General features: G+C 66.5%; 23 protein-coding genes and 3 tRNA genes. 7 read left to right on the forward strand and 19 right to left on the reverse strand.

All coding sequences use genetic code 11. From position 1 onward, the window contains the following. Window positions 1-3: 3 nt before the first annotated feature. Window positions 4-1,227 (reverse strand): serine hydrolase domain-containing protein, encoded by a 1,224-nt coding sequence (locus XM50_RS13865; RefSeq protein WP_046410326.1) that lies wholly within the window; start codon window positions 1,225-1,227, stop codon window positions 4-6. Between the two features lie 114 nt (window positions 1,228-1,341). Between XM50_RS13865 and XM50_RS13870 the strand changes: the two genes are divergently transcribed. The 6 genes from XM50_RS13870 to XM50_RS13895 all read left to right on the forward strand — a co-directional run bounded on the left by XM50_RS13870 (window position 1,342) and on the right by XM50_RS13895 (window position 7,048). Further along, window positions 1,342-3,072, forward strand: a complete 1,731-nt coding sequence (locus XM50_RS13870; protein WP_231621984.1) for a class I adenylate-forming enzyme family protein — start codon at window positions 1,342-1,344, stop codon at window positions 3,070-3,072. Between the two features lie 32 nt (window positions 3,073-3,104). Further along, on the forward strand, window positions 3,105-3,830 hold the full coding sequence (locus XM50_RS13875; RefSeq protein WP_046410329.1) for a Crp/Fnr family transcriptional regulator: 726 nt from the start codon (window positions 3,105-3,107) through the stop codon (window positions 3,828-3,830). A 134-nt stretch (window positions 3,831-3,964) separates the two neighbouring features. Continuing rightward, on the forward strand, window positions 3,965-5,206 hold the full coding sequence (locus XM50_RS13880) for an AI-2E family transporter (protein ID WP_082103077.1): 1,242 nt from the start codon (window positions 3,965-3,967) through the stop codon (window positions 5,204-5,206). A gap of 24 nt (window positions 5,207-5,230) precedes the next feature. Next, window positions 5,231-5,307, forward strand: a tRNA-Asp gene (locus XM50_RS13885). A gap of 127 nt (window positions 5,308-5,434) precedes the next feature. Continuing rightward, window positions 5,435-5,511 (forward strand) — tRNA-Asp (locus XM50_RS13890). A gap of 187 nt (window positions 5,512-5,698) precedes the next feature. Next, a complete protein-coding gene (locus XM50_RS13895) occupies window positions 5,699-7,048 on the forward strand; it encodes an AmpG family muropeptide MFS transporter (RefSeq protein ID WP_046410330.1) in 1,350 nt (449 codons plus the stop codon). Between the two features lie 10 nt (window positions 7,049-7,058). Here XM50_RS13895 and XM50_RS13900 read toward each other — a convergent pair whose 3' ends face one another. The 18 genes from XM50_RS13900 to XM50_RS13985 form a co-directional block, all read right to left on the reverse strand. Next, window positions 7,059-7,505 (reverse strand): DUF6628 family protein, encoded by a 447-nt coding sequence (locus tag XM50_RS13900; RefSeq protein ID WP_197075559.1) that lies wholly within the window; start codon window positions 7,503-7,505, stop codon window positions 7,059-7,061. Window positions 7,506-7,570: 65 nt separating this feature from the next. Further along, entirely contained in the window at window positions 7,571-8,914 is a 1,344-nt protein-coding gene (locus XM50_RS13905; protein ID WP_046411685.1) for a bifunctional folylpolyglutamate synthase/dihydrofolate synthase, read from the reverse strand. 114 nt (window positions 8,915-9,028) lie between these two features. Continuing rightward, window positions 9,029-9,889, reverse strand: coding sequence for an acetyl-CoA carboxylase, carboxyltransferase subunit beta (gene accD, locus XM50_RS13910; RefSeq protein WP_046410332.1), 861 nt, complete (start codon window positions 9,887-9,889; stop codon window positions 9,029-9,031). After that, window positions 9,886-10,680 carry a tryptophan synthase subunit alpha gene (gene trpA / locus XM50_RS13915; protein WP_046410333.1) on the reverse strand — a complete coding sequence of 265 codons (795 nt, stop codon included), beginning with the start codon at window positions 10,678-10,680 and terminating at the stop codon, window positions 9,886-9,888. Before trpA ends, accD begins: the two co-directional genes overlap by 4 nt. Further along, window positions 10,677-11,906, reverse strand: coding sequence for a tryptophan synthase subunit beta (gene trpB / locus XM50_RS13920; protein ID WP_046410335.1), 1,230 nt, complete (start codon window positions 11,904-11,906; stop codon window positions 10,677-10,679). The genes trpA and trpB overlap by 4 nt, the downstream gene beginning before the upstream one ends. Further along, window positions 11,903-12,535, reverse strand: a complete 633-nt coding sequence (locus XM50_RS13925; protein ID WP_046410336.1) for a phosphoribosylanthranilate isomerase — start codon at window positions 12,533-12,535, stop codon at window positions 11,903-11,905. The genes trpB and XM50_RS13925 overlap by 4 nt, the downstream gene beginning before the upstream one ends. 77 nt (window positions 12,536-12,612) lie before the next feature. Beyond that, complete coding sequence (locus XM50_RS13930) at window positions 12,613-12,963, reverse strand: GFA family protein (protein ID WP_046410337.1); 351 nt, start codon at window positions 12,961-12,963, stop codon at window positions 12,613-12,615. An 11-nt stretch (window positions 12,964-12,974) separates the two neighbouring features. Then, window positions 12,975-13,649 (reverse strand): orotidine-5'-phosphate decarboxylase, encoded by a 675-nt coding sequence (gene pyrF / locus XM50_RS13935; RefSeq protein ID WP_046410339.1) that lies wholly within the window; start codon window positions 13,647-13,649, stop codon window positions 12,975-12,977. A gap of 3 nt (window positions 13,650-13,652) precedes the next feature. Next, the gene (locus tag XM50_RS13940; protein ID WP_046410340.1) at window positions 13,653-14,003 is read right to left on the reverse strand and encodes a lipopolysaccharide assembly protein LapA domain-containing protein; all 351 of its coding nucleotides are present in this window, start codon (window positions 14,001-14,003) and stop codon (window positions 13,653-13,655) included. Window positions 14,004-14,058: 55 nt separating this feature from the next. Beyond that, a complete protein-coding gene (locus XM50_RS13945; RefSeq protein ID WP_046410342.1) occupies window positions 14,059-16,344 on the reverse strand; it encodes a patatin-like protein in 2,286 nt (761 codons plus the stop codon). Then, window positions 16,341-17,039, reverse strand: a complete 699-nt coding sequence (locus tag XM50_RS13950) for an endonuclease/exonuclease/phosphatase family protein (protein WP_046411687.1) — start codon at window positions 17,037-17,039, stop codon at window positions 16,341-16,343. Before XM50_RS13950 ends, XM50_RS13945 begins: the two co-directional genes overlap by 4 nt. 45 nt (window positions 17,040-17,084) lie before the next feature. Further along, window positions 17,085-17,160, reverse strand: a tRNA-Thr gene (locus XM50_RS13955). An 18-nt stretch (window positions 17,161-17,178) separates the two neighbouring features. Further along, the gene (locus XM50_RS13960) at window positions 17,179-18,027 is read right to left on the reverse strand and encodes a hypothetical protein (protein WP_046410344.1); all 849 of its coding nucleotides are present in this window, start codon (window positions 18,025-18,027) and stop codon (window positions 17,179-17,181) included. A gap of 31 nt (window positions 18,028-18,058) precedes the next feature. Beyond that, window positions 18,059-19,534, reverse strand: coding sequence for a serine hydrolase domain-containing protein (locus XM50_RS13965; protein ID WP_231621985.1), 1,476 nt, complete (start codon window positions 19,532-19,534; stop codon window positions 18,059-18,061). Between the two features lie 42 nt (window positions 19,535-19,576). Continuing rightward, window positions 19,577-20,890 (reverse strand): replication-associated recombination protein A, encoded by a 1,314-nt coding sequence (locus XM50_RS13970; protein WP_046410345.1) that lies wholly within the window; start codon window positions 20,888-20,890, stop codon window positions 19,577-19,579. Between the two features lie 162 nt (window positions 20,891-21,052). Continuing rightward, window positions 21,053-21,664 (reverse strand): septation protein A, encoded by a 612-nt coding sequence (locus tag XM50_RS13975; protein WP_125944557.1) that lies wholly within the window; start codon window positions 21,662-21,664, stop codon window positions 21,053-21,055. Between the two features lie 74 nt (window positions 21,665-21,738). Next, a complete protein-coding gene (gene ftsY, locus XM50_RS13980) occupies window positions 21,739-22,671 on the reverse strand; it encodes a signal recognition particle-docking protein FtsY (RefSeq protein ID WP_046410349.1) in 933 nt (310 codons plus the stop codon). After that, entirely contained in the window at window positions 22,668-23,843 is a 1,176-nt protein-coding gene (locus XM50_RS13985) for a MiaB/RimO family radical SAM methylthiotransferase (protein WP_046410350.1), read from the reverse strand. The genes ftsY and XM50_RS13985 overlap by 4 nt, the downstream gene beginning before the upstream one ends. Here XM50_RS13985 and XM50_RS13990 point away from each other — a divergent pair. Continuing rightward, window positions 23,842-24,429 carry a DUF924 family protein gene (locus XM50_RS13990; protein ID WP_046410352.1) on the forward strand — a complete coding sequence of 196 codons (588 nt, stop codon included), beginning with the start codon at window positions 23,842-23,844 and terminating at the stop codon, window positions 24,427-24,429. The two genes, XM50_RS13985 and XM50_RS13990, sit on opposite strands and share 2 nt — an antisense overlap. Window positions 24,430-24,441 lie beyond the last annotated feature (12 nt).

The following is a 24,441-nucleotide window of genomic DNA, read 5'->3' on the forward strand; positions in this document are numbered from 1 at the left end:
TTGTTACTTGAGCGCCGAGTAGATCATCGTCTTGAGCTCGCGCCGGATGGGATAGATCATGCTGGGCGACAGCTGGGTCATGAAGACCATGGTCAGCCGCTCGACCGGATCGATGAAGAAGGCGGTGGAGAACATGCCACCCCAATAATATTCGCCGACGCTGCCCGGCATCATCGAGCGCGCGGTGTCGATCGTGACTGCGAAGCCGAGGCCAAAGCCGGTGCCGGCGTTCTGCGTCTCGCTGAACAGCGAGCGCGACATGGACGACAGGTCCGCGCCATTGGGCAGATGGTTCTGCGTCATCAGGTCGATCGTCTTGCGACCCAGGATGCGCACCCCGTCGAGCGTGCCGCCGTTGAGGCACATCTGGCAGAAGCGTTGGTAATCGAGCGCGGTCGAGACCAGACCGCCACCGCCGGACACCAGCGTGAACGGTTTCGACCACATGCTTTCCTCGGCACGGTCGAACATGACGCGGCCCTTGCCGGGCGCCAGCGTGTAGCAATCGACCAGCCGGTCGAGTTTCTCCGAAGGAACGGTGAAGCCCGTGTCGTTCATGCCCAGCGGCTTGAAGATGCGCTGTTCGAAGAATTGCGGCAGCGACATGCCCGACACGCGCTGCACCACCGCGCCGAGCACGTCGGTGGAGACGGAATAGTTCCAGCTGGTGCCGGGCGAGAATTCGAGCGGCAGCTTGCCGAGTTCAGCAACAAAGCCGTCGAGATCGTAATTGCCGTGCCAATTCTCCAGCTTCAGCTCGCGATGCGCGGCATCGATGTTGGAGCGGTTCTGGAAGCCGTAGGTGAGACCGGAGGTGTGCCGGAGCAGATCGACCATCCGCATCGGTTCTTCGGTGGGGCGGGTCATAAAGGGGACACCGGCGCCACCACCGGCATAGACGCCCAGCTTCTTGAATTCGGGCAGGACGTGATGGACCGGCGTGTCGAGTGCGACCTTGCACTCCTCCACCAGCATCATGAACGCGACCGAGGTGATCGGTTTCGTCATCGAGGCAATACGGAACAGGCTGCCTTCGTCGATCTGCTTCGCGCCACCCTCTCGCGCTGCCCCCTGCGACGAGAAATGCACGATTTCGCCATCGCGCGACACGAGCAGCTGGGTGTTCGGGAACTCACCCGAATCGAGGTACCGTTCCTTCAGGAAGGTATCGATCATGCCCAGCCGCTGGCTGTCGAAGCCATGCTTCTCGGGTGACGCGATCTTCATGGCCCCTCCATACCCCTGTTTCTAATTCTCCTCTCCCTATCGCTTGAGCAGGGCGGGAATCAATCCTAACGTCGCGCAATACCGAAGCGAATTTTACCGTGGGAGAAATTTGTCGTGGCAACGCAACCTCTGGCCGCATCCTGGCCCGCCGTCTCGATCAAAGAGGCAGAGGCGTTGCTGACCGCGCCGGGCGCGAAGTTCGAGATGGAAACCGTCACGATCCACGGCATTCCGACGCGGGTGTGGAAGAATGCGCCGCCCCACATGGCCGCGCTGGTGGCGGTATCGCGCGGGCATGGCGAGCGGCTGGCAACGATCTACGAGGATGAGTGCGTCAGCTATGATGCGCAGCACCGCGCCATCGTCGCGCTGGCCGCCGATCTGGCGGCGGGCGGGGTGCGCAAGGGCGACCGGGTGGCGATCGCAATGCGCAACCTGCCCGAATGGATCGTGGCCTTTTTCGCAACCACGGTGCTGGGCGCGATAGCGGTGCCGCTCAACGCGTGGTGGACGGGCGAGGAACTGGTCTATGGCCTGACGGACTCGGGCGCCAAGGTGCTGATCGCCGACGACGAGCGCTGGGAACGTGTGGCGGACCTGCGCGCAGATTATCCCGGCGTTACGCGCATCCTGGTCAGCCGCGCGGCCCAGCCGCTGGAGGGGGCCGAGCGGCTGGAGGACATCATCGGTACGCCGCATGACTGGGCGGCGCTGCCGGCGGGTGATCTGCCCGATGCCGGCTTGGTACCCGAGGATGAGGCGACCATCCTCTACACCAGCGGCACGACGGGGAAGCCCAAGGGCGCGCTGGGCACGCACCGCAACTTCATGACCAACATTCTGTCGACCGGCTATGCGATGGCGCGCACGGTCCTGCGACGCGGCGATCCGCTGCCAGAACCGACCCCCAAGGTGGCGTTGACGGTTATACCGCTGTTCCACGCGACTGCGCTGTCATCCGGACTGATGGGAGCGGTGGCCGCCGGCCATACGATCATCTACATGCGCAAGTTCGAGCCGATCCGCGCGATGGAGATCATCGAGCGCGAGAGGGTGAATTCGACCGGCGGCGTCCCGACCATCGCCTGGCAGTTGCTCGAGCATCCCGAGCGGCACCGCTACGACCTCTCCAGCCTGGAGACGATCGGCTATGGCGGCGCGCCGTCCGCGCCCGAGCTGGTGCGCAAGATCGCCGGCGAGCTGAAGTCGGCGCCCGGCAACGGCTGGGGCATGACCGAAACGACCGCGACGGTGACGACCCATTCGGGTGAGGATTATTTGCAGCGCCCCGAAAGCTGCGGCCCTGCCGTGGCGGTCGCCGACCTGAAGGTAACCGATGCGGACGGGCGTGAGCTGCCGCCGGGCGAGGTCGGCGAATTGTGGGCGCGGGGGCCGATGATCGTGAAGGGATATTGGAACAAGCCGGAAGCGACGGCGGCGACCTTCGTCGATGGCTGGGTCCGGACCGGCGACCTGGCGCGGCTGGACGAGGAAGGGTTCTGCTTCATCGTTGATCGCGCCAAGGACATGGTGATCCGCGGCGGCGAGAATATCTATTCCAGCGAGGTCGAGAACGTCCTTTACGATCATCCGGCGGTCACCGATTGCGCGCTGATCGGTATCCCGCATCGTACGCTCGGAGAAGAGCCGGCCGCCGTCGTTCACCTCGCCCCCGGCATGCAGGCGAGCGAGGCGGAGCTGCAGCAATGGGTGCGCGAGCGGCTGGCGGCGTTCAAGGTGCCGGTGGCGATCCATTTCTGCAACGAAATGCTGCCGCGCAACGCCAATGGCAAAATCCTGAAGCGCGATCTGAAAAGCTACTTTGAGGATCGTGTCGCCGCCTGAAGCGTTGCGACCTCGCAACAAAGGGGTATGCAGTGCACACCAAGGATTTTCTGCGTGGCCGGCGCCGCAACGAATTGAGCGCCGACGAACTCGCTGCCCTGGAAAGTGCGGTGGAGCGCGTGGAGCGGTATCCGGCGCGCAAGGTGGTTTCGCGGCGCGGGGAGCGCATGCGGTACAGCACGCTCCTGATCGAGGGGCATATGTGCCGCTTCATGGATGCGCGCGACGGATATCGCCAGCTGCTGTCCTATCAGGTGCCGGGCGATTTCGTCGATCTGCACGGCTACCCGACACGCTGCATCGACCATGACGTGGCGACGATCACCGAGGCGACCGTCGCGCTGGTTCCCCACGAGCGGATCGACGCGATCATGGCGGAGCGGCCGCATCTCGGCTTCCTCTTGTGGTTCAGCACGATGCTGGACGCCGCGGCGCATCGTGAGTGGATCTTCCGCATCGGGCGCCTCGACGCCGCCGGGCGGCTCGCGCACTTCATCTGCGAGGCCTATTGCCGCCTTGCCGCGGTCGGACGGGTCCAGGACCAGAGCTTCGACCTTCCATTGACGCAGCAGGATCTGGGCGAGGCGGTCGGGCTGACCAGCGTCCACGTCAATCGCGTGGTGCGACGGTTGCGCGAGGAGGGCTTGGCCGTCGTCGCGCGGGGGCGGGTGCAGATACTCGACATGACGCGGCTGGCGCGGCTGGGCGAGTTCGAGCCGGATTATCTCTACCTCGAGGACGGCCCTTGGGTGAACTAGTGGGGTGTCGCGGGACAATTTGCGGCGACGCGCTCACCCCCATCGTGCTCAATGGTCATTGCCGCAGGTGACCGTTATGGCGAGGCACCGGCAAGCGCGGCGCATTGTCTCGCTTCCTACCAGAGTCGATCGTCATGGCTGATCCCGTTTCCGGTTTCCCGGCGCCCTCGATCGTGCAGGACCAGCCAGCGCCGCCCGCGGCGCCGGCGACGGAGGACCCGCGCGTCGCCCTCAGGCGCGATCGCTTGCTGGCGGCGTTGACGCTGACAGCAGGGTTCGGGCTGGTGGTGGGGTTGCCCTTTGCGCTGAAGGCGGGCGCAGAGTTCTTCATGCCGACCGCAGTCGCGTTGGTCGTGTCGGTGGCGCTGATCCCGCTGCTGGAATGGATCGAGGCGCGGCGCGTGCCGTCGCCGATCGCGGCGCTGTTTTGCGTGCTGGTGTTCCTGGTCGCGGCGAACATCGCGCTGGCGGCGATCGTGGTGCCGGCGATCGACTTCTTCCAGATGCTGCCCACGCGCATCGATCGCATCCAGAAGAATCTGGAGCCGCTGCTGGACCTGTATTCGAACCTCGAGCGCTATGCGAACCGGACGCTGCAGCGGCTGGCAACGAGCAATGTGCGGCAATCGCCCACGGCCGCCGTGGCGCCGCCCAGCTCGATCCTGGAGCTGGCAGCGACCTCGGCGCCAGCGGTCATCATCCAGGTGCTGTATGCCGTCCTGGTGACGTTCTTTTTCCTGTCGGGCTGGACGCGAATCCGCCAGCGGCTGATCACCAACCGCGAAAGCTTTGGCGGCGCGATGGCGACCGCGCGCGTCATCCAGCAGGTGGTGGACGACGTGTCGAGCTATCTGGGCACGATCACCGCGATCAACATCGTGCTGGGCCTCATCACGGCAGGCGCGCTTCATCTGCTCGGCATGCCCTTCCCGTTGATGTGGGGGGGCATCGTCGCGCTGTTCAACTACATCCCTTATTTCGGACCAGTGATCGCGGCCCTGTTGGTCGCCATTGGCGGCCTGATGACCTTTCGCGACGTGGGCACCGCGATGGCGGCGCCGGCGATCATGTATGGCCTGCACCTGATCGAGGCGAACGTCGTCACGCCGCTGGTCGTCGGTCATCGCCTGACCATCAACCCGGTGCTGATCCTCGTCTCGCTGAGCTTCTGGGGATGGGTGTGGGGCACTGTCGGCGCGCTGCTGGCCGTGCCGCTGCTGATCATCATCCAGACGATCCTCAAGGGCGCGGGCAAGCCCGACATCGCAGGCTTCCTCTTTGAACATGGTACATTGGTGCGCCAGCCGCAGAACGGAGTGCGGACGAGCGAAAAAAGTGACGCCGCAGTCGTTGACAGTCCCGCGCCCGTGGCATAGTGGCGCGCCTCCACGCTGATCCAAGCGGGTGTAGCTCAGTTGGTTAGAGCGCCGGCCTGTCACGCCGGAGGTCGCGGGTTCGAGCCCCGTCACTCGCGCCACTCTCTTGCGGAGTTGGTGCAGATCAGTGGGAACTCCGACGACGTTGTCGTTCGTGTGCCGGTTTTTCGGCACCATGGGGTAAGTGCCTCGGGATCGCTTATCGGGCGATGATCGGGGCAGATAAGAGCGGGTGTAGCTCAGTTGGTTAGAGCGCCGGCCTGTCACGCCGGAGGTCGCGGGTTCGAGCCCCGTCACTCGCGCCACCCCATCCCGGGGTGGCGTTTTGTTTTCGATCTTCCTGAAACACCGATCATGGAGCTCTCGCGAGCCGCCAGACACGTCGTTTCGCGCCTGACGCACCGTCTGGCGCGCGCACCGATCCGGCAGGATGACGAGCGCGCGCTGATCGGCTAGTCCGCCTGGCAACGCGGGGCGGGAGGTAAGGCGTAGATGACCGAGACGGTGGCGCGACGCGGCTTTGTCGCGGCAATGAAGCCCTATTTGCGACCACGTCCGGCCGCTGCCTTCCTGCTGGGCATATCCAGCGGCTTTCCGCTGACGCTGCTGCTGGGCACGATGACGTTCTGGCTGGCGAAGGTCGGGATCGACAAGAAGACGATTGGTTTCGCCGTCGGGCTGACCACCCCCTATACGCTGAAATTCCTCTGGGCCCCGCTGATCGATCGCGTCCGCCTGCCGATCCTGACCGGATGGTTCGGCCAGCGCCGGGCATGGCTGTTCGTGGTTCAGGCATTGCTCTTCGCGTCGGTCTGGATGCTGGGCGCGAGCCAGCCCGAACTGCACATCGGCACTTTCGCCTTCTGGGCCATCGTCACCGCGTTCCTGTCGGCGACGCAGGATATCGTCATCGACGCCTATCGCATCGAGATCCTGCCGGACGACGAACTGGCGCACGGCACGGCGGCGAACCAGTTCGGTTACCGCACCGGCAATTTCATCGCCGGCGTGGGCACGATCGCCGTCGCCTCCAGCGAGGGCCTGGGACTTGGCTGGGCGCTCGGCTACGGACTGACGTCGCTGTGTGTGCTGCCCGGCGCGCTGGCCGCGCTGTGGATCGGCCGCGGGTTGCATGACCAGGTGGTACAGCGCGGCGGGCGCGGCTGGTTCAACGACACGGTGGTCAGCCCCTTCCGCGAGTTCTTCCGCCGGCGCGGTGCGCTGCTGATCCTGATGTTTGTGCTGGTCTACAAGCTGGGCGATGCGATGGGGCAGGGCATGCTCAACCCGATGATCGTCGAGCTCGGCTTTTCGGACAAGGAGTTCCTGGCGATCAACAAGGTCGTCGGGCTGTGGGGATTGCTGATCGGCACGGCCATCGGCGCGCCGTTCCTGGCGTGGTTGGGCATGGGGCGGGCGCTGTTCGTATCGGGCGTGCTGATGATGCTGTCCAACGCGACCTTCGCGATCCTTGCCGCCAAGGGACATTCGCCCACCTGGCTGTTCATCGCGGTGGCAACGGAACAGGTGACGAGCGGCATCGGCCTGACGGTGTTTGCTACCTATCTGTCGGGTCTGGCCAACGTCGCCTACACCGCGACCCAGTTCGCGCTGCTGACCTCCTTCGCGGTGGTCGGGCGTACGTGGCTGTCGACGCCATCGGGCTATGTCGCGGAGGCGTTTGGCTGGGTCGGATTCTGGATCGTGACGATGATCGTTGCGGTGCCGGGGCTGGTGCTGTTGTGGGTCCTGTGGAAGCGCGGCTTCGTGGTCGATACGGCACGGCAGGAGGTTTCCGAAGAGCCGGAGGTCGCCGCAGCCGGGGCATCGCAGCCGGGCTGACCATTGCTCATCAACAGGTGATCGGTCGCCCTTCGTCGGCGAAGGCAGCGGCCACGACCGCTGCGCTGGCGAGGATGCCGTCGACGCGCCGGATGCCGAGCAGGTCAGCCAGCAGGACACGGGCATTGTCCGGGTGAAGCTCGACACGCGCGAGGACGTGCATCAGCGCGCGTTCGGCATGGGTCATGCGCGAGCAGCAGCAATGCGTAATGGAGATCGGCCCGGCGGCGGAGGTGGCAAGATCCGCCATCAGCGCGCGCACCAGCATCAGCGGACGGCGAAAGCGTTCGCCAAAGGCCGTGAACATGGCGTGCGCGGCGCGGGCATCCGCGAGGCCATTCGCCCCCATGCGGCGCATCGCAAACAGCACCAGCCGGGCGTTCTCACATGCGGGCAGCGTGTGCGGCAGGACCGACAGGCGCTCTGCGACTGATGACGGCGGGACGGACATGGACATGCTGGCGACTCCTCTGCCGCACTTGTCTCTAATCCGCTATTGCAAGTCAATCGCAACTCAAAGCGTCATTGCGGCGCTTCGTCGTTTGCCTCCAGGACGGTGCCAGCGAGATAAAGCGAGCCGGCGATCAGCATGCGGTCCGCAACGGGCAGATCTGCAGCGACGCGGAAGGCATGCCGGATATCGTTAGCCACAAGGCCGCTTGTGGCCCCCAGTGCCGTTGCCTGCCCGGCCAGTGCGGCGGGGTCGTGACAGGCGTGCCCCGGCACCGGCAGCGCAATGATGCTGACCGACTGTGCCATGCCGATCATGTGCCGAAGGATCGCGCCAGCATCCTTGTTCGCCAGAACACCCAGGATGATGGTAGTCGCCGCTTTATGGGGCCAGTCCGTAGCGATGGCAGCGGCGGCCGATTCGTTGTGTGCGCCGTCCAGCCACACGCCATCGGTGGGCTGACGAGGAAGGAGGTCGAGCAACGGGCCATGTTCCAGTCGCTGCATCCGCGCCGGCCATCGCGCTGCGCGGATTCCGGCGGCGAGCGCGGCTTGCGGAATGTCGATCAATGATTGGTGGCGCAGCATGGCGACGGCGAGCGCGGCATTGTCGCACTGATGCTGGCCGGCCAGCGTCGGCAGTGGCAGCTGCAGCACGCCTTGTGCGTCCCGATAGAGGATGGCGGAGCCGTCGTGGGTTGCGTGCCATTTGTCGTCTCGCGCCGCCAACGGTGCGCCGCAGCCCGCAGTGACACTTGCGATCGCCTCAGCGGCGATTGGTGGGTAATGCTGCGTCACCAAAGGCACGCCGGGTTTGGCGATGCCGGCCTTCTCGAACGCAATGCGGGCCATCGGCTCGGGCGGTGTGCCCGCTTCTTCGGCGAGCAGGAACGCCTCGTGATCAATCCCGAGGCCGGCGATGCCGCAGACAAGCGGGTGGATGACGTTGGTTGCGTCGAGCCGGCCGCCGAGGCCCACCTCGATGATGCAGGCATCGGCCGCCGAACGGGAGAATTGCAGGAAGGCCGCCGCGGTCGTCACCTCGAAGAAGCTGGCGCCGACATCGCCGGCACGATCGAGCACTTCGGCCAGCAGCGGTGCCAATGTCGCGTCGTCGATCAGCCGCCCGGCGACCCGGATCCGTTCGTTGAAGCGGACCAGATGGGGGCTGGAATAGACGTGGACGGACTTTCCCGCGGCCTCCAGTGCGGCGCGAAGAAAGGCGCAGGTCGACCCCTTGCCGTTGGTGCCAGCGACATGGAACGTGGGCGGCAGGTGGAGGTGCGGGTTGTCGAGCCGCGCCAAAAGCTCGGTGATCCGCGACAGGCCGAGGACATCCGCCCCGGGCGACAGCGACCACAGCCGATCCAGCTGCTTTTGTACGGCCGGGTCGCGGGAATGTGCGTGATCGGGCATCGTCGTTCCGCCTTCGGCGTCGCTGAATGAACCGCGCGACACGGGCCGAGCGGCCGATGACGCCGGGCCGGCATGGCCGCCGCGCCGGTGGCGCGAGCGGCAATGGCGGGGCGATCAGGCGGCCTGCCGCTCCGCGCAGAGGTAGCCGATGATCGTGGCGAGGCGATCGCGCAGTTCCTTGCGATGCACGACCATGTCGATCAGCCCATGTTCGAGGTAATATTCGCTGGTCTGGAAATCGTCCGGCAGCTTTTCACGAATGGTATTCTCGATCACGCGGCGGCCGGTGAAGGCGAGCGTCGCACGCGGCTCGGCGATGTGCACGTCGCCCAGCATCGCATAGGCGGCCATCACGCCGCCCGAGGTCGGATCGGTGAGCACGACGATATACGGCAGCCCCGCATCGTGGAGCATCTGGATCGCCACCGTGCTGCGCGGCATCTGCATCAGGCTGAGGATGCCTTCCTGCATGCGCGCGCCGCCGCTGGCAGTGAAGACGACATAGGGCGCCTTGTCGGCGATCGCCGTCTCGACGCCCTGGATGAACGCCTCACCCACGGCCTGGCCCATCGAGCCGCCCATGAAGGCGAAATCCTGCACACCGATCACGACGCGGCGACCATGGATGGTGCCGCGCGCGTTGAGGAAGGCGTCCTGCTCGCCCGTGTCGGCCCGCGCCGTCTTGAGACGATCGACGTAGCGCTTGGAATCGCGGAACTTCAGCGGATCCTCTGGCGCCGGCGGCGGGGCGAGCACGTCGGCGCTGCCCTCGTCCAGCAGCTGCTTGAACCGTGCCGATGGGCCAATGCGGCCGTGGTGATCGCAGCTCGGGCAGACCGACAGGTTCTCCTCGAACTCCTTGGTGAACACCATCGTCCCGCATCCCTTGCACTTGTGCCAGAGATTGTCGGGCGTCTCTTTCGTTGCCGGAACAACGAAGGACAAAGCGTTACGAACGCTGGACAACCAGCTCATGCAAATTCCTTCCGTGCGGCGCGGATCGCCACCGCCAAAGTCTCAACATAGGTGCGGATCGCCGCCGGTGCATCAGCGTCGAAGCGTTCGACCAGTTCCACGATCGCGGAGCCGACGACGACGCCATCAGCAACGCGGGCGATAGCCTTCGCCTGATCCGGCGTGCGCACGCCGAAGCCGACCGCGATCGGCAGATCAGTCGCGCGTTTCAGCCGCGCAACGGATTCCTCGATCGACGCCTGGGCGGCCTGCTGCAATCCGGTGATCCCTGCCACCGACACATAATAGACGAAGCCCGAGGCGCCTTCCAGAACGGTGGGGAGCCGCGCATCGTCGGTGGTGGGCGTCGCCAGCCGCACGAGGTCGATCCCGGCGCTGCGCAGCGCCGGTCCGAGTGCGTCGTCCTCTTCCGGCGGAACGTCGACGCAGATCACGCCGTCGACCCCGGCGTCGCGCGCTGCGGCGGCGAACCAGTCAGCGCCGCGGCGGAGCATCGGGTTGGCGTAACCCATCAGCACCAGCGGTACGTCCGGGTGACGGTCACGAAAATTCTTTGCAATCTGCAGGATGGAGGCGGTTGTTGTGCCGCTCTCAAGGCTGCGGATGTTGGCCGCCTGGATCGCAGGGCCGTCCGCCATCGGATCGGTGAAGGGCATGCCAAGTTCGATGACGTCGGCACCGCCCGCCACAAGTGCGTCGAGCACGGCCGGCGTGTCGCCGTCGCCGGCGGTGATGAAGGTGACCAGCGCGGCACGGTCCTTCGGGAAAGCCGCCGTCAGACGCGCGCTCATATCGCCACCCCCAATGCATGGGCGACGGTGAAGATGTCCTTGTCGCCGCGCCCGCAGAGATTGGCGAGGATGATCTGATCGTCGCGCATTTCCCGTGCCTTGCGCGCTACTGCTGCAATCGCATGGGATGGCTCCAGCGCGGGGATGATTCCCTCCGTCCGGCATAGAAGCTGGAAGGCGTCGAGCGCCTCCTCATCGGTGACGGCGGTATAATCGACGCGGCCGATGTCCTTCAGCCAGGCGTGCTCGGGCCCGATGCCGGGATAGTCGAGCCCGGCCGAGATCGAATGGGCCTCGGCGATCTGGCCGTCCTCGTCCTGGAGCAAATAGGTCTTGTTGCCGTGGAGGATGCCCGGAAAACCACCCGCAAGGCTGGCGGCGTGCTTCTTCTCCAGCCCCTCGCCGGCTGCCTCGACCCCGAGCATGCCGACCTCGGCATCGTCGAGGAAGGGATGGAACAGGCCGATGGCGTTGGACCCGCCGCCGATCGCGGCGACCAGCAGGTCGGGCAGGCGGCTGGTGCGTGCCAGCATCTGCGCCCGCGCCTCACGCCCAATGACGCTCTGGAAGTCGCGGACGAGCTCGGGATAGGGATGCGGGCCGGCCGCGGTGCCGATGATGTAGAAGGTGTCGTGGATGTTCGCGACCCAGTCGCGCATCGCTTCGTTCATCGCATCCTTGAGCGTGTTCGCCCCCGACGTGACGGCGCGGACCTCAGCCCCCAGCAGCTTCATCCGGAACACGTTCGGCTGCTGCCGCTCGACGTCCTTGGCGCCCATGTAGATGACGCAGGGCAGGCCGAAGCGGGCGCAGACCGTGGCGGTCGCGACGCCGTGCTGGCCGGCACCGGTCTCCGCGATGATGCGCGTCTTGCCCATGCGGATGGCGAGCAGGATCTGGCCGATGCAATTGTTGATCTTGTGCGCGCCCGTATGGTTCAGCTCATCGCGCTTGAACCAGATCTGAGCGCCCATGCCGGGCTCCGCATTCTCGCGCAGCGCGTCCGTCAGGCGTTCCGCATAATAAAGCGGTGAGGGGCGCCCGACATAATGCTCCAGCAGGTCGTCAAACTGCGCCTGGAACGCCGGATCTCCCTTTGCGGCGCGATATTCCCGCTCCAGCTCAAGGATCAGCGGCATCAGCGTCTCGGCAACATAACGGCCGCCATAGTCGCCGAAGTGACCGCGATCGTCGGGCTGAGCACGGAAGGTGTTTGGTGCATTCATGATGCGGCGACCGCTTGCAGGAACGCGGCTATCTTGTCCACGTTCTTCACGCCCGGGGCGGTTTCGAGGCCGGAGGAAGCGTCGACCAGCGCCGCGCCGGTGCGGCGTGCCGCCTCCGCGACGTTGCTGGCATCGAGCCCGCCCGAAAGCGCCCATGCGGTCGGATGACGAAAGCCGTCGAGCAACGCCCAGTCGAACCGGACACCCATGCCGCCGGGCAGTGCGCCCTCGGGCGTCTTGGCGTCGTAGAGGATCCGGTCGGCAGCACCCGCCAGCGATCGCGCCGATTCGAGATCGCCCCGGGTCTTCACGGGGAGGGCGGCCCATGTCTCCCGCCCGGTTGCCGTGCGAAGCTGCGCAATGCGTTGCGGCGAGGTCTTGTGAAGCTGGATGATCGTTAGTCGCGCCGTCGTCACCGCGCCCGCGACGAGATCATCGTCGGGATCGACGAACACGCCGACACGCGCCACGTGAGACGGCACGCGGGCGGCGAGCGCCCCGGCGTGCTCAAAGGCGAGATGACGCGGCGACGGGGGATAGAATACGAAGCCGAGGTGGCTTGCGCCCCCTGCGACGGACGCATCGAGCGCCTGGATCGTGGATAGCCCGCATATCTTGGCGGTGGTCATTGCATCTCCGGCAGGAACGCGATGAAGGGAAGATGGCGCGGGAATGACATCCCGCAAGCCACGGAAAAGCTTAGGGATCAGAAGCGTGCGCCGTCGATCTTTTCGATGGCGAGGCTATCGAGGTCGATTGACGGTACGCATCGCAGGTTGACCGCCGTCGTGCGAACGCCGCCCGGCCCCGTCCCCTCGGCATGCGTTTCGCAGCCACAAACCGCGCAGAATTGGTGCCGAATCACATGTTTGTTGAAGAAGTATGAGGTCAGGCGATCAGCGCCGGCCGTGACCGTGAACGTCTCAGCGGGCAGGAACGCGAGAAGGAAGCCCTTTCGCCGGCAATGCGAGCAGTTGCAGCTCATCGCACCGACCGGCCGATCGGCATCAACGTGGAACGTCACCGCCCCGCAGTGACAGCTGCCTTCGAAAGCCATGACATTGCCTCCTACAGCGTCGCGCCGATCGCACGCGCGGCGGAATCCGGATCCTCAGCCTGGGTGATCGGGCGCCCGATCACCAAAATCGATGCGCCGTTGTCGAGCGCCTGTCGCGGCGTCACTACGCGCTTCTGATCGCCGACGACCGCATCGGCGGGGCGCACGCCGGGCACGACGAAGAAGCCGTCCGGCCATGACTGATGCGCGGCTTTCACCTCCTCGCCGGAGCATACGATGCCATCGACGCCGGACCGCTGGGCAAGCTCCGTCAGGCGCAGGACCTGATCGTGCGCCGAACCGTGGATCCCGGTAGCGGCGAGATCGCGCTGGTCGAGACTGGTGAGCATGGTAACGGCAACGACCTTCGTACCCGCGGGCGCGGCCGCCTTGGCATCCTCCAGCATCGCCTGCCCGCCAGCCGCGTGCACCGTGATGATCGCCGGTTCGAGGGCGCGCAGCGCCTGGATCGCCTTGGCGACGGTGTTGGGGATGTCGTGAAACTTGAGATCAAGGAAGATCGGCAGCCCGAGTTCCGCCATCTCCTTCACGCCGTGTCGGCCGTTGCCCGCGAAGAATTCCAGCCCGAGCTTGATCCCGCCGACATGGTGGCGAACGCTGGCGGCAAGCGCCTTGGCGCGGTCAAGATCGGGCGTGTCCAGTGCCACGAAGATGGGGTTGGACATGGTTCAGATGGCCTCCGGCGGGAAATCTGTGGAAGAGGATGGGGCGGGCGCAGCCATGGCCGGCGCAGGCGCGGCCGCGGCAGGCCGGGGATCGGCAAGCGGCAGCGCCCGAAGGTCGGCAATGGTCCGCTCCGCGGCGGACAGCCGCTGACGCAGGCGCCAGCGCAGCGCTCGCTGGTACAGGAAGGTCGGCAGGAACCCGGCGAGGAACGTGACCAGCAACAGGATGGGAAGGTTCACCTCCGCCATCAGGTTACCGAACAGCGACACCGACACCCATTTCCAATTGCCGAAGGTGAATACCGCAGCGGCGAAGGCGACCAAGGCCCAGAACAGGATTTTCAGGAACTGCATGTACAAGGCTCCGGCATGGCGCGACGCTATTACGCCGGCGCCGTTTTGGCCAGCCTCAGCCTATTTCGCGGCGCAGATCGGCGATGAGGCCGCCGGCCGTGAGGAGGCGCGGTTCCTCTTCATCAAGGATCGCCAGAAAGGCCGATCGCTTTGCGGCGGCGACCGTGCCCGGGCGGAGGCGGGCGGTGGCGGGCAGCGCGGACACGATGATGTCGATCATCCGCTCCGCGCCGTGCAGCCGGCCCCAGAGGTAATCATTCTCGCGGTAGCTGCGGCTGAAGAAGGCGCCGAAATTGCTGAACTGAATCCCCTTCAGCGTGGCCTCCGCACCGCCCTGGCGAATCGCGGTGCAATCATCGGGTGAGATGCGATCGACCTTGACCGGATCGAACTCGTCCAGCCCCTCACCCTGAAGCAGCGGGAGGGTGGCGAGGTCGACATAAGGAAAGCCGAGATAGTGGAGAAGCAGGGTGCGGCGCAGCTGACGGGGAAGCTGCGCCAGCGCCTCGGCGACCCGTTCGTCCGTTTCATGATCGAGCCGGGTCAGGTCGAGAGAGGCGGCGAGATCGTCGAGCAGCGGGGATGCGTCCCCGCGCAGGCTGCGCACCGCGCCCCGCAGGGCACCATGCGCCTCGGGCGCCTTGCGGTGGAGATAGGCGCCGAGCGAATCGTAAATGGCGGTGCGCACGGGCGCCAGGACTGCCTCATCATGCTCCGCCTCCAGCTCGACCAACCGCCGCGCCAGCAAGCGCAGACGGCGGATGCGAAAGCCGATGTCGAAGGTGCGCAGGAAATCGATCGACGCAGCGCTGGAGGCATCGGAAGGGGCCGCCTCATCATAGCCGCGCGCATGCAGCGCGGCCTCGATCCGGCTGCGGATCCGCTGCCAGCGGTGTGGCCCAGGCTCGTCACCCGCGGCGTAGAGCAAGGCCGTCATCGTCTCGATCACGCCGGCGATCTTGAGGTGCGCATAGCCGGCATAGCTGAAGCCGGCCCGCTCCGCCGCTGCGATCTGCGCACGCCGGCGCCATACGACGAGACGCGCTGCGGTTGGCCGGTCCAGGAAGAACGTGCGCCCGAACAAGGCCTCGACCGCTGCTTCGATTTCCGGCCGCACGGCATCAGTGATGGTGCGCATGCGGGCGATGCGCCGCGAGCGGGCGGCGAGCGCCTCCAGATTGTCGCGGATCGGCTGCTTTCGGGGCAGCTCGCTGATCGCGCCGAGGATCGTCTGGAAGAAGCCGGGTGGGCCTTCCGCCGGGCCGGTGAGCCTGAACTTCATGCCGGGCGACGGATCAATATACACGAACCGGCGGTCCACCTCGCGCCGCGCGGGGCGGGCATCGAGTGCGTCGATCGCCGGACGGAACGGGGCATTCGCGAGGACCGAGCCGTCGATCAGCACCGCGGTATCCAGCGCGTGGGCGGCGGCCTGACGCGGCAGCACCCGCGTGAGAAACGCCCGGCGCCCGGGCCAGCGATCCTTGCGATTGGCGAGCACCTGATCAAGCTCGGCCACGGTGAAGGCGGGAAAAGCGCCGGGAAAGCTTGAGGTGGCCCGCGCGGCGAAGGCAAGCTCGGGCGCGGCGGCCAAGGTCTCGATCGCATGGCCGTGATCGCTGAACGACAGCACGACGCGATGCTCGGTCTCCACTACCTCCGGCGGGGAGTGGAGCTGCAGCCGTTCGGGATGGCCGTTGAAGTCGGTTACCGTCACGAACAGGTCGAGCGGCTGGCCCTCCGGCAGCAGGCGGGGGCCGCGCGGACCCGTTTCCATCGCCGCAAAGGCGTCCAGCAGCATGCCCGTGAAGCCGGGACCATCAAACGGCGGCTCGAACCAGCGCGAGCGGACGAAGTGCGACAGCTTTGCCCGCACCTCCTCGCGCGTTTGTTCGTCGAGATCGTCCAGTCCGTCGACACCGCGCCCGGCCGCCATCCAGGCGATCGGCAGCGCCCAAGCCTTGGAGAAGCGTGACACGGGCGCCGCGGCCGGCGCGATCAGTGCCTCCACATCGGCATTGTCGAGCCACAGGTCCGTCAGCGGGTCGAGCGATTGCCCGGCGCTCAGCGCCTGCGCGAGGAAGATGCCGTTGATCCCGCCGGCGCTGGCGCCTGCGATGATATCCGGCAAGATCCGCAGACGGATGCCGGTGGAGCGGGCGATCTCCGCCAGCAGCCCCTGGTAGACGCCGGCGGAACGATCCAGCGATCCCCCCGACTGGCTCGCCCGGCTCGCGCGCGCGACGTGCCATATCTCCTTGGTGATGCCGTGCATGTACACGGCAAGGCTGATCCCGCCGTAGCAGACGAGCGCCAGCCGTAATTCCGAATCACGAATCATGCGGCTTCGACGTCAGCCCAGATCGGCAGATGATCGCTCGCCTTGCGGGCGGCGGCGCTGCTGTGCACCCCGCAATCCATCACCTTCACGTCGCTTGATACCATGATCCTGTCCAGCCGCCCGATCGGACGCGTGGCATGGTAGCTGGGGCCGGTTTCGGCAAATACGAAATCGCGCCCGAAATCGCGGAGGCACCCGCCGGCGCGGGTCCATTCGTTCAGGTCACCCATCATCACGGTGGGCAATTGCTCGCTGCTGGCTGCCACATGGCTGAGGATTGCCGCGGCCTGCTTGCGCCGCCAGAGCCCCGACAGGTCGAGGTGCATGCCGACGCAGCGCCACACCCCGCCCTTGGCCAGCCGCACCTCGGTCACGATCGCGCCGCGCGGTTCGAGTGCGGGGAGGTGGATGACCTCGCAATCGACCACCTGCGATGACTTGCGAACGAGGAAGGCGTTGCCGTGCCAGCCCATCGATCCGGCCCGAACTCCGAAATCGACCGCCTTCCAGTCGCTATGCTCGTCCAGAAGATGCGGGGTGATCACCGCTGCCCGCGCGCCAAACCGCCGGTCCGCCTCTTGCAGGGCAATGACGTCCGCATCCAGTTCGTGCAGGACCTCCAGCACGCGTTCCGGGTTGCGGCGCCGGTCGGTGCCGATCGCCTTGCGCATGTTATAGCTTGCGATGCGGATCATTGCGTTCGTGGAACGCCCCTCCACCAGCGAGGTTGCGTCGGGAAATGGTGCCGGTTGCAGGGATCGAACCCGCGACCTTCGGTTTACAAAACCGCTGCTCTACCAGCTGAGCTAAACCGGCGTGTCGGCGCTCCATGCGTCAGGTGACGCCGAAGGTCCAGCCTTCGGTTTGTCGAACCTGAGCGTCGAGCCCGGGCGGGGCCCACAAGTCGGCTCGGTCTGCATCGGCGCGCAGCCAGGCGGCGCCCAGGATCGCGTCGGTCGAGTGATCGTCATACTGCGCCAGCGGGTCATGCGGGCGGCTGCCCAATTGCGCGAGCGCATCGTCCAATGAGACTGCATCGCGCAGCTTGCTGCGGCCGCGTGGCAGGCCGGCCGCGCGCGCCGCGATGGCGGTATAGATCTCGACCAGTACCGCGCCCTCATCAGGTTTCGAGTCGAACGGCCAGATCGCCAGCGCTCCGTCCAGATGGTGGAGCATCCGCATCCCCGCAAAGCTCGCCTTGGCGACCTGCGCCGCACCGATCGCATCATAGACCGTGGTCGGCTTGGTCGAACGATCGCCGGCCATCTCGCACGTGCGCCAGTGGAGGAACTGCGCCTTCGGTCCGTCAGCCGCGCCAAGATAGAAGTGGCGGCCTCGCCGTGCCTCCAGGAAGGAGGCCGCCCCCAGATCCTCATCGCTGCTTTGTTCGTCGACATAGGCCCACAGCGCGCGGGCCGTTTCGGTCCGGGTTTCGCCCGGCAGATGCGCGCTCCGCGCGAGGAAGGGCGCGGAGAAGCTGCAATCGATCCCGACAAGCAGTGGTTGGTGCGCATGATCGCGCAGCCAGGCGCAGACCTCCGTTCGCGACCACCAGCGGCCGGACGGGGAGACAAGGCGAGGTGCCTCCTCGCCGGCCTGGCAGAGCGCAACGGCGATCCCCTTGTGGCGAGACCCCTTCGCCCCGGACCAGTCGATCGCCGCGAACTGACGAAAATGGGTCAGCGCCGCCGCCTCCGAGCGGTACAGACGCCCATCATTTCAGGTTCCGGATCACGTCAGCGGTAAAGCGGGCGATGTCGAAACGGGCGTTGGTGGGGTCCTCACCGCGGCGGACGATTACCAGCTTCTCCGACGGGACCACCATCACATATTGCCCGCGATTGCCCTGCGCCGAATAGCTGCCTGCGGGTAGGCCCTGCGCCGGTCCGAACAGCCACATGGTGGCGCCATAGCCGGGGCCATCGGCGGGCTGCGGGCCGCTGGCTGTCGTCATGTAGCGCATCCAGCCCTCCGGCAGCAGGCGCTTGCCCTGCCAGACGCCGTCCTGCAGCCAGAACTGCCCCAACCGCGCAAGGTCGCGAGCGGTGGTATAGACCTGGCTGGAGAGGATCAGATTGCCTTGCCAATCGGTCCCGGCCGTCGTGTGTTTCATGCCGAGGGGGGTGAACAGCTGCGACGGCCAGGCGGCGTAGCGCGTATCATTGTTCATCGCGGCGCGGATAGCGCGCGCCGCCAGCATGATGTCGTTGTTGGCATAGCGGAAGCGCGTGCCCGGCTTCACCTCCAGCGGCCAGCCGGTCGCCTGTTCGGTGACGGTGGTGCCGCCGAAATAGATCGCATCGGTGCGATTGCCGTAATGATCGGAATGGAGACCCGACGACATGCGAAGGAGCTGGTCCAGCGTGATCGCGCGGCGCGGATCGGCGGGGTGGCTCCATTCGGGAATAGGCGCGGGCTTGCGCGGGTCGATCTTCAGGTCCCGCACCGCCATGCCGGCCAATGTGCCCGCAATACTCTTCGCCACCGACCAGGTGCGGTTGGAAGTGAACGGGCCGAAGCCGTCCGCGTAACGCTCCGCCACGATTCGCCCATCGTGCAGCACGACGATCCCGACCGTCTCGCCCTTGTAGGTGCTGCGGTCGAAGGCACGCGCGACGGTCTGTGCCAGCGCGGGGCGTGGGCGCGGCGCGATGCCCGAGTCGCCGAGCGGCCACGGCCGTGAGTCCCCCGGCAGTGGCAGCGAGGCGGCGAGCGGTGTTGCCGGCCACGGCGCAACGACGCGGCCGATCGGCTGGAGGACGCAGCCGGTGCGCGGCGACCAATCCGCGCGCCGTGGGGGCAGATCGGTGGCGAAGGCAACCTGAACACTGCGGTTGGGACGGTCGATCGTGGCGCGCAGGCGCGGGAGCAGCGGCTGATATTCCGGGTAGATCCCGCGGAGCTCGAGCGCCTCGACCTGCGCCTCCGTCCGGCCGGCGGCGATCACCCCTTCGCACAGTGCAAGCGCCTTGTAGCCCGCCGCAATCGCCTCCTGATAGGCGGTGGAGGTTTGCGCGCCGATGACCTGAGCGCCGGCGGTGGTTGGCGCAGCCGATGCGATCGTCGCCCCGATCAGCGCGGCGACTATGCCGTGGGTGCGCGCCCGCTTGCCGCAGGCTGCGCCGGCGGTGAGCCGCCGTGCTTGTGCAGTCGACCTGAACCTGTTCCCGATGTCACCCCTGATGCCCACGTGCGACTTCCTCCGCCTGTTTCAGCATCGCTATTAGGCGCATCAACGATCGTCTGTCTCGCCCCGGGAGCGACGCGCCTGCCAGAACGCCAGCCGCTTGCGTACGTCGCGCTCAAACCCGCGTTCATTGGGGCGATAGAGCGGCTCGCGCGGCCCGGCGGCAATCTCGTCCGGGAAGAACTCCTGGCCCGAAAAGGCATCGGGCTGATCGTGATCGTAGCGGTAGCCCGCGCCATAGCCGTGCTCCTTCATCAGCGCGGTCGGCGCGTTCAGGATGTGCTTGGGCGGGGGGAGCGAACCAGTACGGCGCGCAAGATCGGTGGCGCGGCCAAAGGCGAGGTAGGAAGCGTTCGATTTCGGCGCGGTCGCGACGTAATTGATCGCTTGCGCCAGGAACAGCCGCCCCTCGGGCCAGCCAATCCTTTCAAACGCCTGCCACGCCGTCAGCACCTGCACCAGCGCCTGGGGATCCGCCATGCCGATATCCTCAGAGGCGGCGCAGGCAAGGCGGCGGAACAGCACCGCCGGATCCTCGCCGCCGTTGGTCATCCGCGCCGCCCAGTAGAGTGCAGCATCCGCGTCGCTGCCGCGCAGGCTTTTGTGGAAGCAGCTGAGCAGATTGTAATGTTCCTCCTGCCCCTTGTCGTAGAGCGGTGCGCGGCGAAGCGCGAAGGCGGCGAGGGCGGCCGGATGCAGCTGCTCCTTCTCATCCAATGTGAGAAGATCCTCGCAAATGCCCAGCATGTAGCGCGCATCTCCGTCGGCCATGTCGACCAGCACGTCGCGCGCCGCAGCATCGAGCGGCAGGGCGCGTCCGATCAGCCGCTCCGCACGCGCCAGCACCTGCGACAGCGCTGGCGTGTCGAGGCGATTGAGCGTCAGCACCTTGGCACGGGAAAGAAGCGCGGAGACGAGGCTGAAGCTCGGGTTCTCGGTCGTCGCGCCGATCAGGACGAAGGTGCCGTCCTCGATCGCCGGCAGCATCGCGTCCTGCACCGGGCGCGAAAAGCGGTGAAGCTCATCGATGAAAACCGCCGTCGACCGTCCGCTGATCGCACGCAGATCAGCGGCGGCCGCGATCGCCTTTCGGAGGTCAACGATCCCTGTCGACACCGCAGACAGCTGGATGAACTCATAGCCCGTCTCACGCGCGATCAGGCGGGCGATGGTGGTCTTGCCGACACCGGGCGGCCCCCACAGGACGAAAGAGGACAACCGCTTCGCCTGCACCATGCGCCCGAGCGGCGCGGTCGGCGCCAGCAGATGATCCTGGCCGATGACGTCGGACAGCCGCGCAGGACGAAGCTCCTCTGCCAGGGGCTTGCGGACCGTCGTCTGAAACAGCGAGTCGGTCACTGGCGGGCCGTCCCGCGCAAAGACACTGCGGCGGCGTTCAGGCTGTGCGGGGGAGGGCCGTCAACCGGCCGGTAAGATGCGGGCATCAGCGCAAGATAGGCGCGCTGCAGCGACTTCCTACCCTGCCGCAACAAGCCCTGGCCTGGTCACCACCCGCGTCCCTCATTCCTGCGGCGGGATCGTGTCGGGAATGTTGCCCGCCTGCAGCCCGTGACGCATCAGCATCGGCACGTTGGCGATGGCAAAGATCATGGTCAGCGGGATCGCGCCCCACAGCTTGAAGCCGACCCAGAAATCCGTGCTGGTCGACCGCCAGACCGCCTCGTTCAGCACGGCCATGAACAGGAAGAAGATCACCCAGTTGCGGGTCAGCTTGCGCCATCCGTCCGCCGTCAGCCCCGGATAGGCGCTTTCCAGCAGAAGCTGCAGCAGCGGGCGGCCGGTGGCGAGCCCGAAGCCGAGCACGGCGGCGAAGATCGCATAGACGAACGTCGGCTTCATCTTGATGAAGCGTTCGTCCTGGAACCAGATCGTCAGGCCGCCGAACACGATCACCAGCGCGCCGGAGATCAGCAGCATCGGCGGAATGTGGCGCGTCTTCCACCACGAAATGCCGAGCGCCACCGCCATGGCGATCATGAACGCGGCGGTCGCCGCGAGAATGCGTGCAATCGCGGGCCCGGGCGCAAGGAAATTGACCGCGAAAAAGACGATCAACGGCCCGTAATCGAGCGCGAGCCGCAGGCCCGAGGTGTTTTTGGTTTCGGTACTCACCAGTTACTCCGCTGGTCGGGCCGCCCGTGAACGAGCGGCCGCGGCTCAACAATTGGTCTGACGCGAACGGTCGATCAGCGTGCTTGATCCACGCCCGCGATGATCCGGCTGACTTCATGCGCGTCGAACGGGCGCAGGTCGTTCATCGACTCGCCGACGCCAATTGCGTGGATCGGCAGGCCATAACGTTCAGCCGCCGCCACCAGAACGCCGCCGCGCGCGGTGCCGTCCAACTTGGTCATCACCAGCCCGGTGACGCCCGCGACTTCTTTGAACACCTCGATCTGGCTCAGCGCATTCTGGCCCGTCGTGGCGTCGAGCACCAGCACCACGTCGTGCGGAGAGGCCGGGTTGATGCGGCCAAGGACGCGGCGGATTTTGGCCAGTTCGTCCATCAGCTCGCGCTTGTTCTGCAGTCGTCCCGCGGTGTCGACGATCAGCACGTCGATGCCCGTCTCGGTGGCTTTCTTCACTGCGTCCCACACCACGCCGGCCGCGTCGCCGCCCTCCGGACCGGTCACGATCGGCACGCCGATCCGCTCCGCCCAGGTCGCGAGCTGGCCGATCGCCGCGGCGCGGAACGTGTCGCCTGCCGCGAGCATCACGCCATAATCCTGCTCCATGAACAGGTGCGCGAGCTTCGCGATGGTGGTGGTCTTTCCCGATCCGTTGACGCCGATCACCAGTACCACCTGCGGCCGCGGAAAAGCGTCGATCTCCAGTGGCTTGGCGACCTTTTCTAGAACCTTTTCGACCTCCTCGGCGACGACGAGGCGGATGCCCAGTTCCTCCATGTTCCGCTCATAGCTGCCCTCGGCAAGCCGGGCGCGGATGCGGGCGGCGGTTTCCGGGCCGAGATCCGACGCGATCAGCGCCTCTTCGATCTCGTCCAGCGTCGCATCGTCCAGCCGGGCCGTTCCCAGCCCGGCAAGGTTGCCGACCAGCCGGTCTGACGTACGGCGAAATCCGCCCAGGAGCTTGTCGTGCCAGGATCGGTTGTCGGTCATGCAGGAATTCCGATGAGATGATCGTCGGCGGCAGCAGTGATCCGCACGGTCGCGATATCACCGATGGTCGCCATCGGGTGGGGCAAGCGTACCTCGGCGAAGGCGGGCGTGTGGCCGCGATCGCCGGGTTTCTCGATAACAATCTGCTGGTCGCTGCCGACCAGCGTGGCGAGCCACCCGGCGCGGCGGGTCGCGGCAGCCTCACGCAGGCGTGCGGCACGCTCGCGGGCGACGCCCGGCGCCACCTGGGGCATGCGGGCTGCCGGGGTGCGATCGCGGGGTGAGAAAGGGAAGATATGCGCGTGAACGATGTCGCAATCGGCCAGCAGGCGCAGCGTATTGGCCGCGGCTTCCTCGCTCTCGGTCGGGAAACCGGCGATCAGGTCCGCGCCGATTGCGATCGCGCGCTTCGCCTTCAGCCGGGCCACCATCGCGACGGCTTGCGCTCGTGAATGACGGCGCTTCATCCGCTTCAAAGTCAGATCGTCACCGGCCTGGAGCGAAAGATGGAGGTGCGGCATCACGCGCTCCTCGCTGGTCACCAGATCGAAGAGGTGATCGTCGATCTCGATCGTGTCGAGCGAGGAAAGGCGAAGGCGGGGCAACCGCGGCACACCCGTCAGGATCGCCTCCACCAGCGTGCCGAGGCCGTCGGCGTAGCTGGTAAGGTCGACCCCGGTCAGCACCACCTCGCGCGCGCCATCCTCGACCAGGGCGGCGACGCGCGCGACCACCTGGCCCACGGGCTCCGACCGGCTCGGGCCGCGACCGAGCGGGATGGCGCAGAAGGTGCAGGAATGATCACAGCCGTTCTGGACCCCTACAAAGGCGCGGGCATGGCGGCGGGCGGGTCGGTGGTTGGGAAAGCCGCCCCACGTCGCGGGGAGCAGCTTGGTCGCGTTCGGTACGACGCGGTCCACTTCGGGCATCGCGGCGAAGGCGGCGGGATCCATGTCGGATGCACAGCCCGTCACCACGATCTCGGCGGCCGGGCGATCACGCCGCGCGCGCCGCACCGCGACGCGGGTCTGGCGAACGGCCTCGTTTGTCACGCCGCAGCCATTAATCACCACCATATCTCGCGAGCCGGCGAGCGCGCGGATCGTTTCGCTCTCGGCAAGGTTCAATCGACAGCCCAGGGTAATCACGTCGGGCGAACGGGAGGCGAGCATGGCTGGCGATCTAGGGATACATTCGCGGTTAGTCCACGATGAGGCGCGCGCGGTGCTCGACTTCTGGTTCGCGCTGCCGATGGAACGCCAGTTCAAGCGCGACCCGGAACTCGATGAGGAGATCAGAACGCGGTTCGGCGCGCTGCGTGACCAGGTCTATGCCAGCGGCGCCGCCGGGTGGCGCGACGGGCCGGATGAGTTGCTCGCCGCGGTCATCCTTCTCGACCAGTTTTCCCGCAACATCTACCGCGATTCGCCGCGTGCCTATGAGGCTGATGATCTGGCGGTGGAGCTGACGCTGCTGGCCATCTCCAACGGCTGGGAAGCCCGCTATGTCGAGGAAGAGCGCGCCTTTCTCTACATGCCGCTGATGCATGCCGAGGATCTGCTGCTGCAGCGCCTGTCAGTGGAGAAATTCACCGCGCTGGGCGGGCCGAACGTGCCATTCGCGATCGGCCATCGCGACGTGGTGGAGCGTTTTGGCCGCTTTCCGACGCGCAATGCTGCGCTCGGCCGTGACAGCACGGCCGAGGAGCGCGAGTATCTGATGGCGCCCGACGACGGCACCGGACCACCAAAGGGCTGAAGGCGCGGCCGC

It is taken from the genome of Sphingomonas sp. Ag1 (assembly GCF_000980895.1).
GTDB classification, from domain to species: Bacteria; Pseudomonadota; Alphaproteobacteria; order Sphingomonadales; family Sphingomonadaceae; genus Sphingomonas; species Sphingomonas panaciterrae.

Excerpts from the sequence above, each read along its gene's own strand:
- XM50_RS13865 (WP_046410326.1), bottom strand. The coding sequence starts at position 1,227 with ATGAAGATCGCGTCACCCGAGAAGCATGGCTTCGACAGCCAGCGGCTG.
- XM50_RS13880 (WP_082103077.1), top strand. The coding sequence starts at position 3,965 with ATGGCTGATCCCGTTTCCGGTTTCCCGGCGCCCTCGATCGTGCAGGAC.
- XM50_RS13895 (WP_046410330.1), top strand. The coding sequence starts at position 5,699 with ATGACCGAGACGGTGGCGCGACGCGGCTTTGTCGCGGCAATGAAGCCC.
- XM50_RS13900 (WP_197075559.1), bottom strand. The coding sequence starts at position 7,505 with ATGTCCATGTCCGTCCCGCCGTCATCAGTCGCAGAGCGCCTGTCGGTC.
- XM50_RS13905 (WP_046411685.1), bottom strand. The coding sequence starts at position 8,914 with ATGCCCGATCACGCACATTCCCGCGACCCGGCCGTACAAAAGCAGCTG.
- accD (WP_046410332.1), bottom strand. The coding sequence starts at position 9,889 with ATGAGCTGGTTGTCCAGCGTTCGTAACGCTTTGTCCTTCGTTGTTCCG.
- trpA (WP_046410333.1), bottom strand. The coding sequence starts at position 10,680 with ATGAGCGCGCGTCTGACGGCGGCTTTCCCGAAGGACCGTGCCGCGCTG.
- trpB (WP_046410335.1), bottom strand. The coding sequence starts at position 11,906 with ATGAATGCACCAAACACCTTCCGTGCTCAGCCCGACGATCGCGGTCAC.
- XM50_RS13925 (WP_046410336.1), bottom strand. The coding sequence starts at position 12,535 with ATGACCACCGCCAAGATATGCGGGCTATCCACGATCCAGGCGCTCGAT.
- XM50_RS13930 (WP_046410337.1), bottom strand. The coding sequence starts at position 12,963 with ATGGCTTTCGAAGGCAGCTGTCACTGCGGGGCGGTGACGTTCCACGTT.
- pyrF (WP_046410339.1), bottom strand. The coding sequence starts at position 13,649 with ATGTCCAACCCCATCTTCGTGGCACTGGACACGCCCGATCTTGACCGC.
- XM50_RS13940 (WP_046410340.1), bottom strand. The coding sequence starts at position 14,003 with ATGCAGTTCCTGAAAATCCTGTTCTGGGCCTTGGTCGCCTTCGCCGCT.
- XM50_RS13945 (WP_046410342.1), bottom strand. The coding sequence starts at position 16,344 with ATGATTCGTGATTCGGAATTACGGCTGGCGCTCGTCTGCTACGGCGGG.
- XM50_RS13950 (WP_046411687.1), bottom strand. The coding sequence starts at position 17,039 with ATGATCCGCATCGCAAGCTATAACATGCGCAAGGCGATCGGCACCGAC.
- ftsY (WP_046410349.1), bottom strand. The coding sequence starts at position 22,671 with ATGACCGACAACCGATCCTGGCACGACAAGCTCCTGGGCGGATTTCGC.
- XM50_RS13990 (WP_046410352.1), top strand. The coding sequence starts at position 23,842 with ATGGCTGGCGATCTAGGGATACATTCGCGGTTAGTCCACGATGAGGCG.
- XM50_RS13985 (WP_046410350.1), bottom strand. The coding sequence starts at position 23,843 with ATGCTCGCCTCCCGTTCGCCCGACGTGATTACCCTGGGCTGTCGATTG.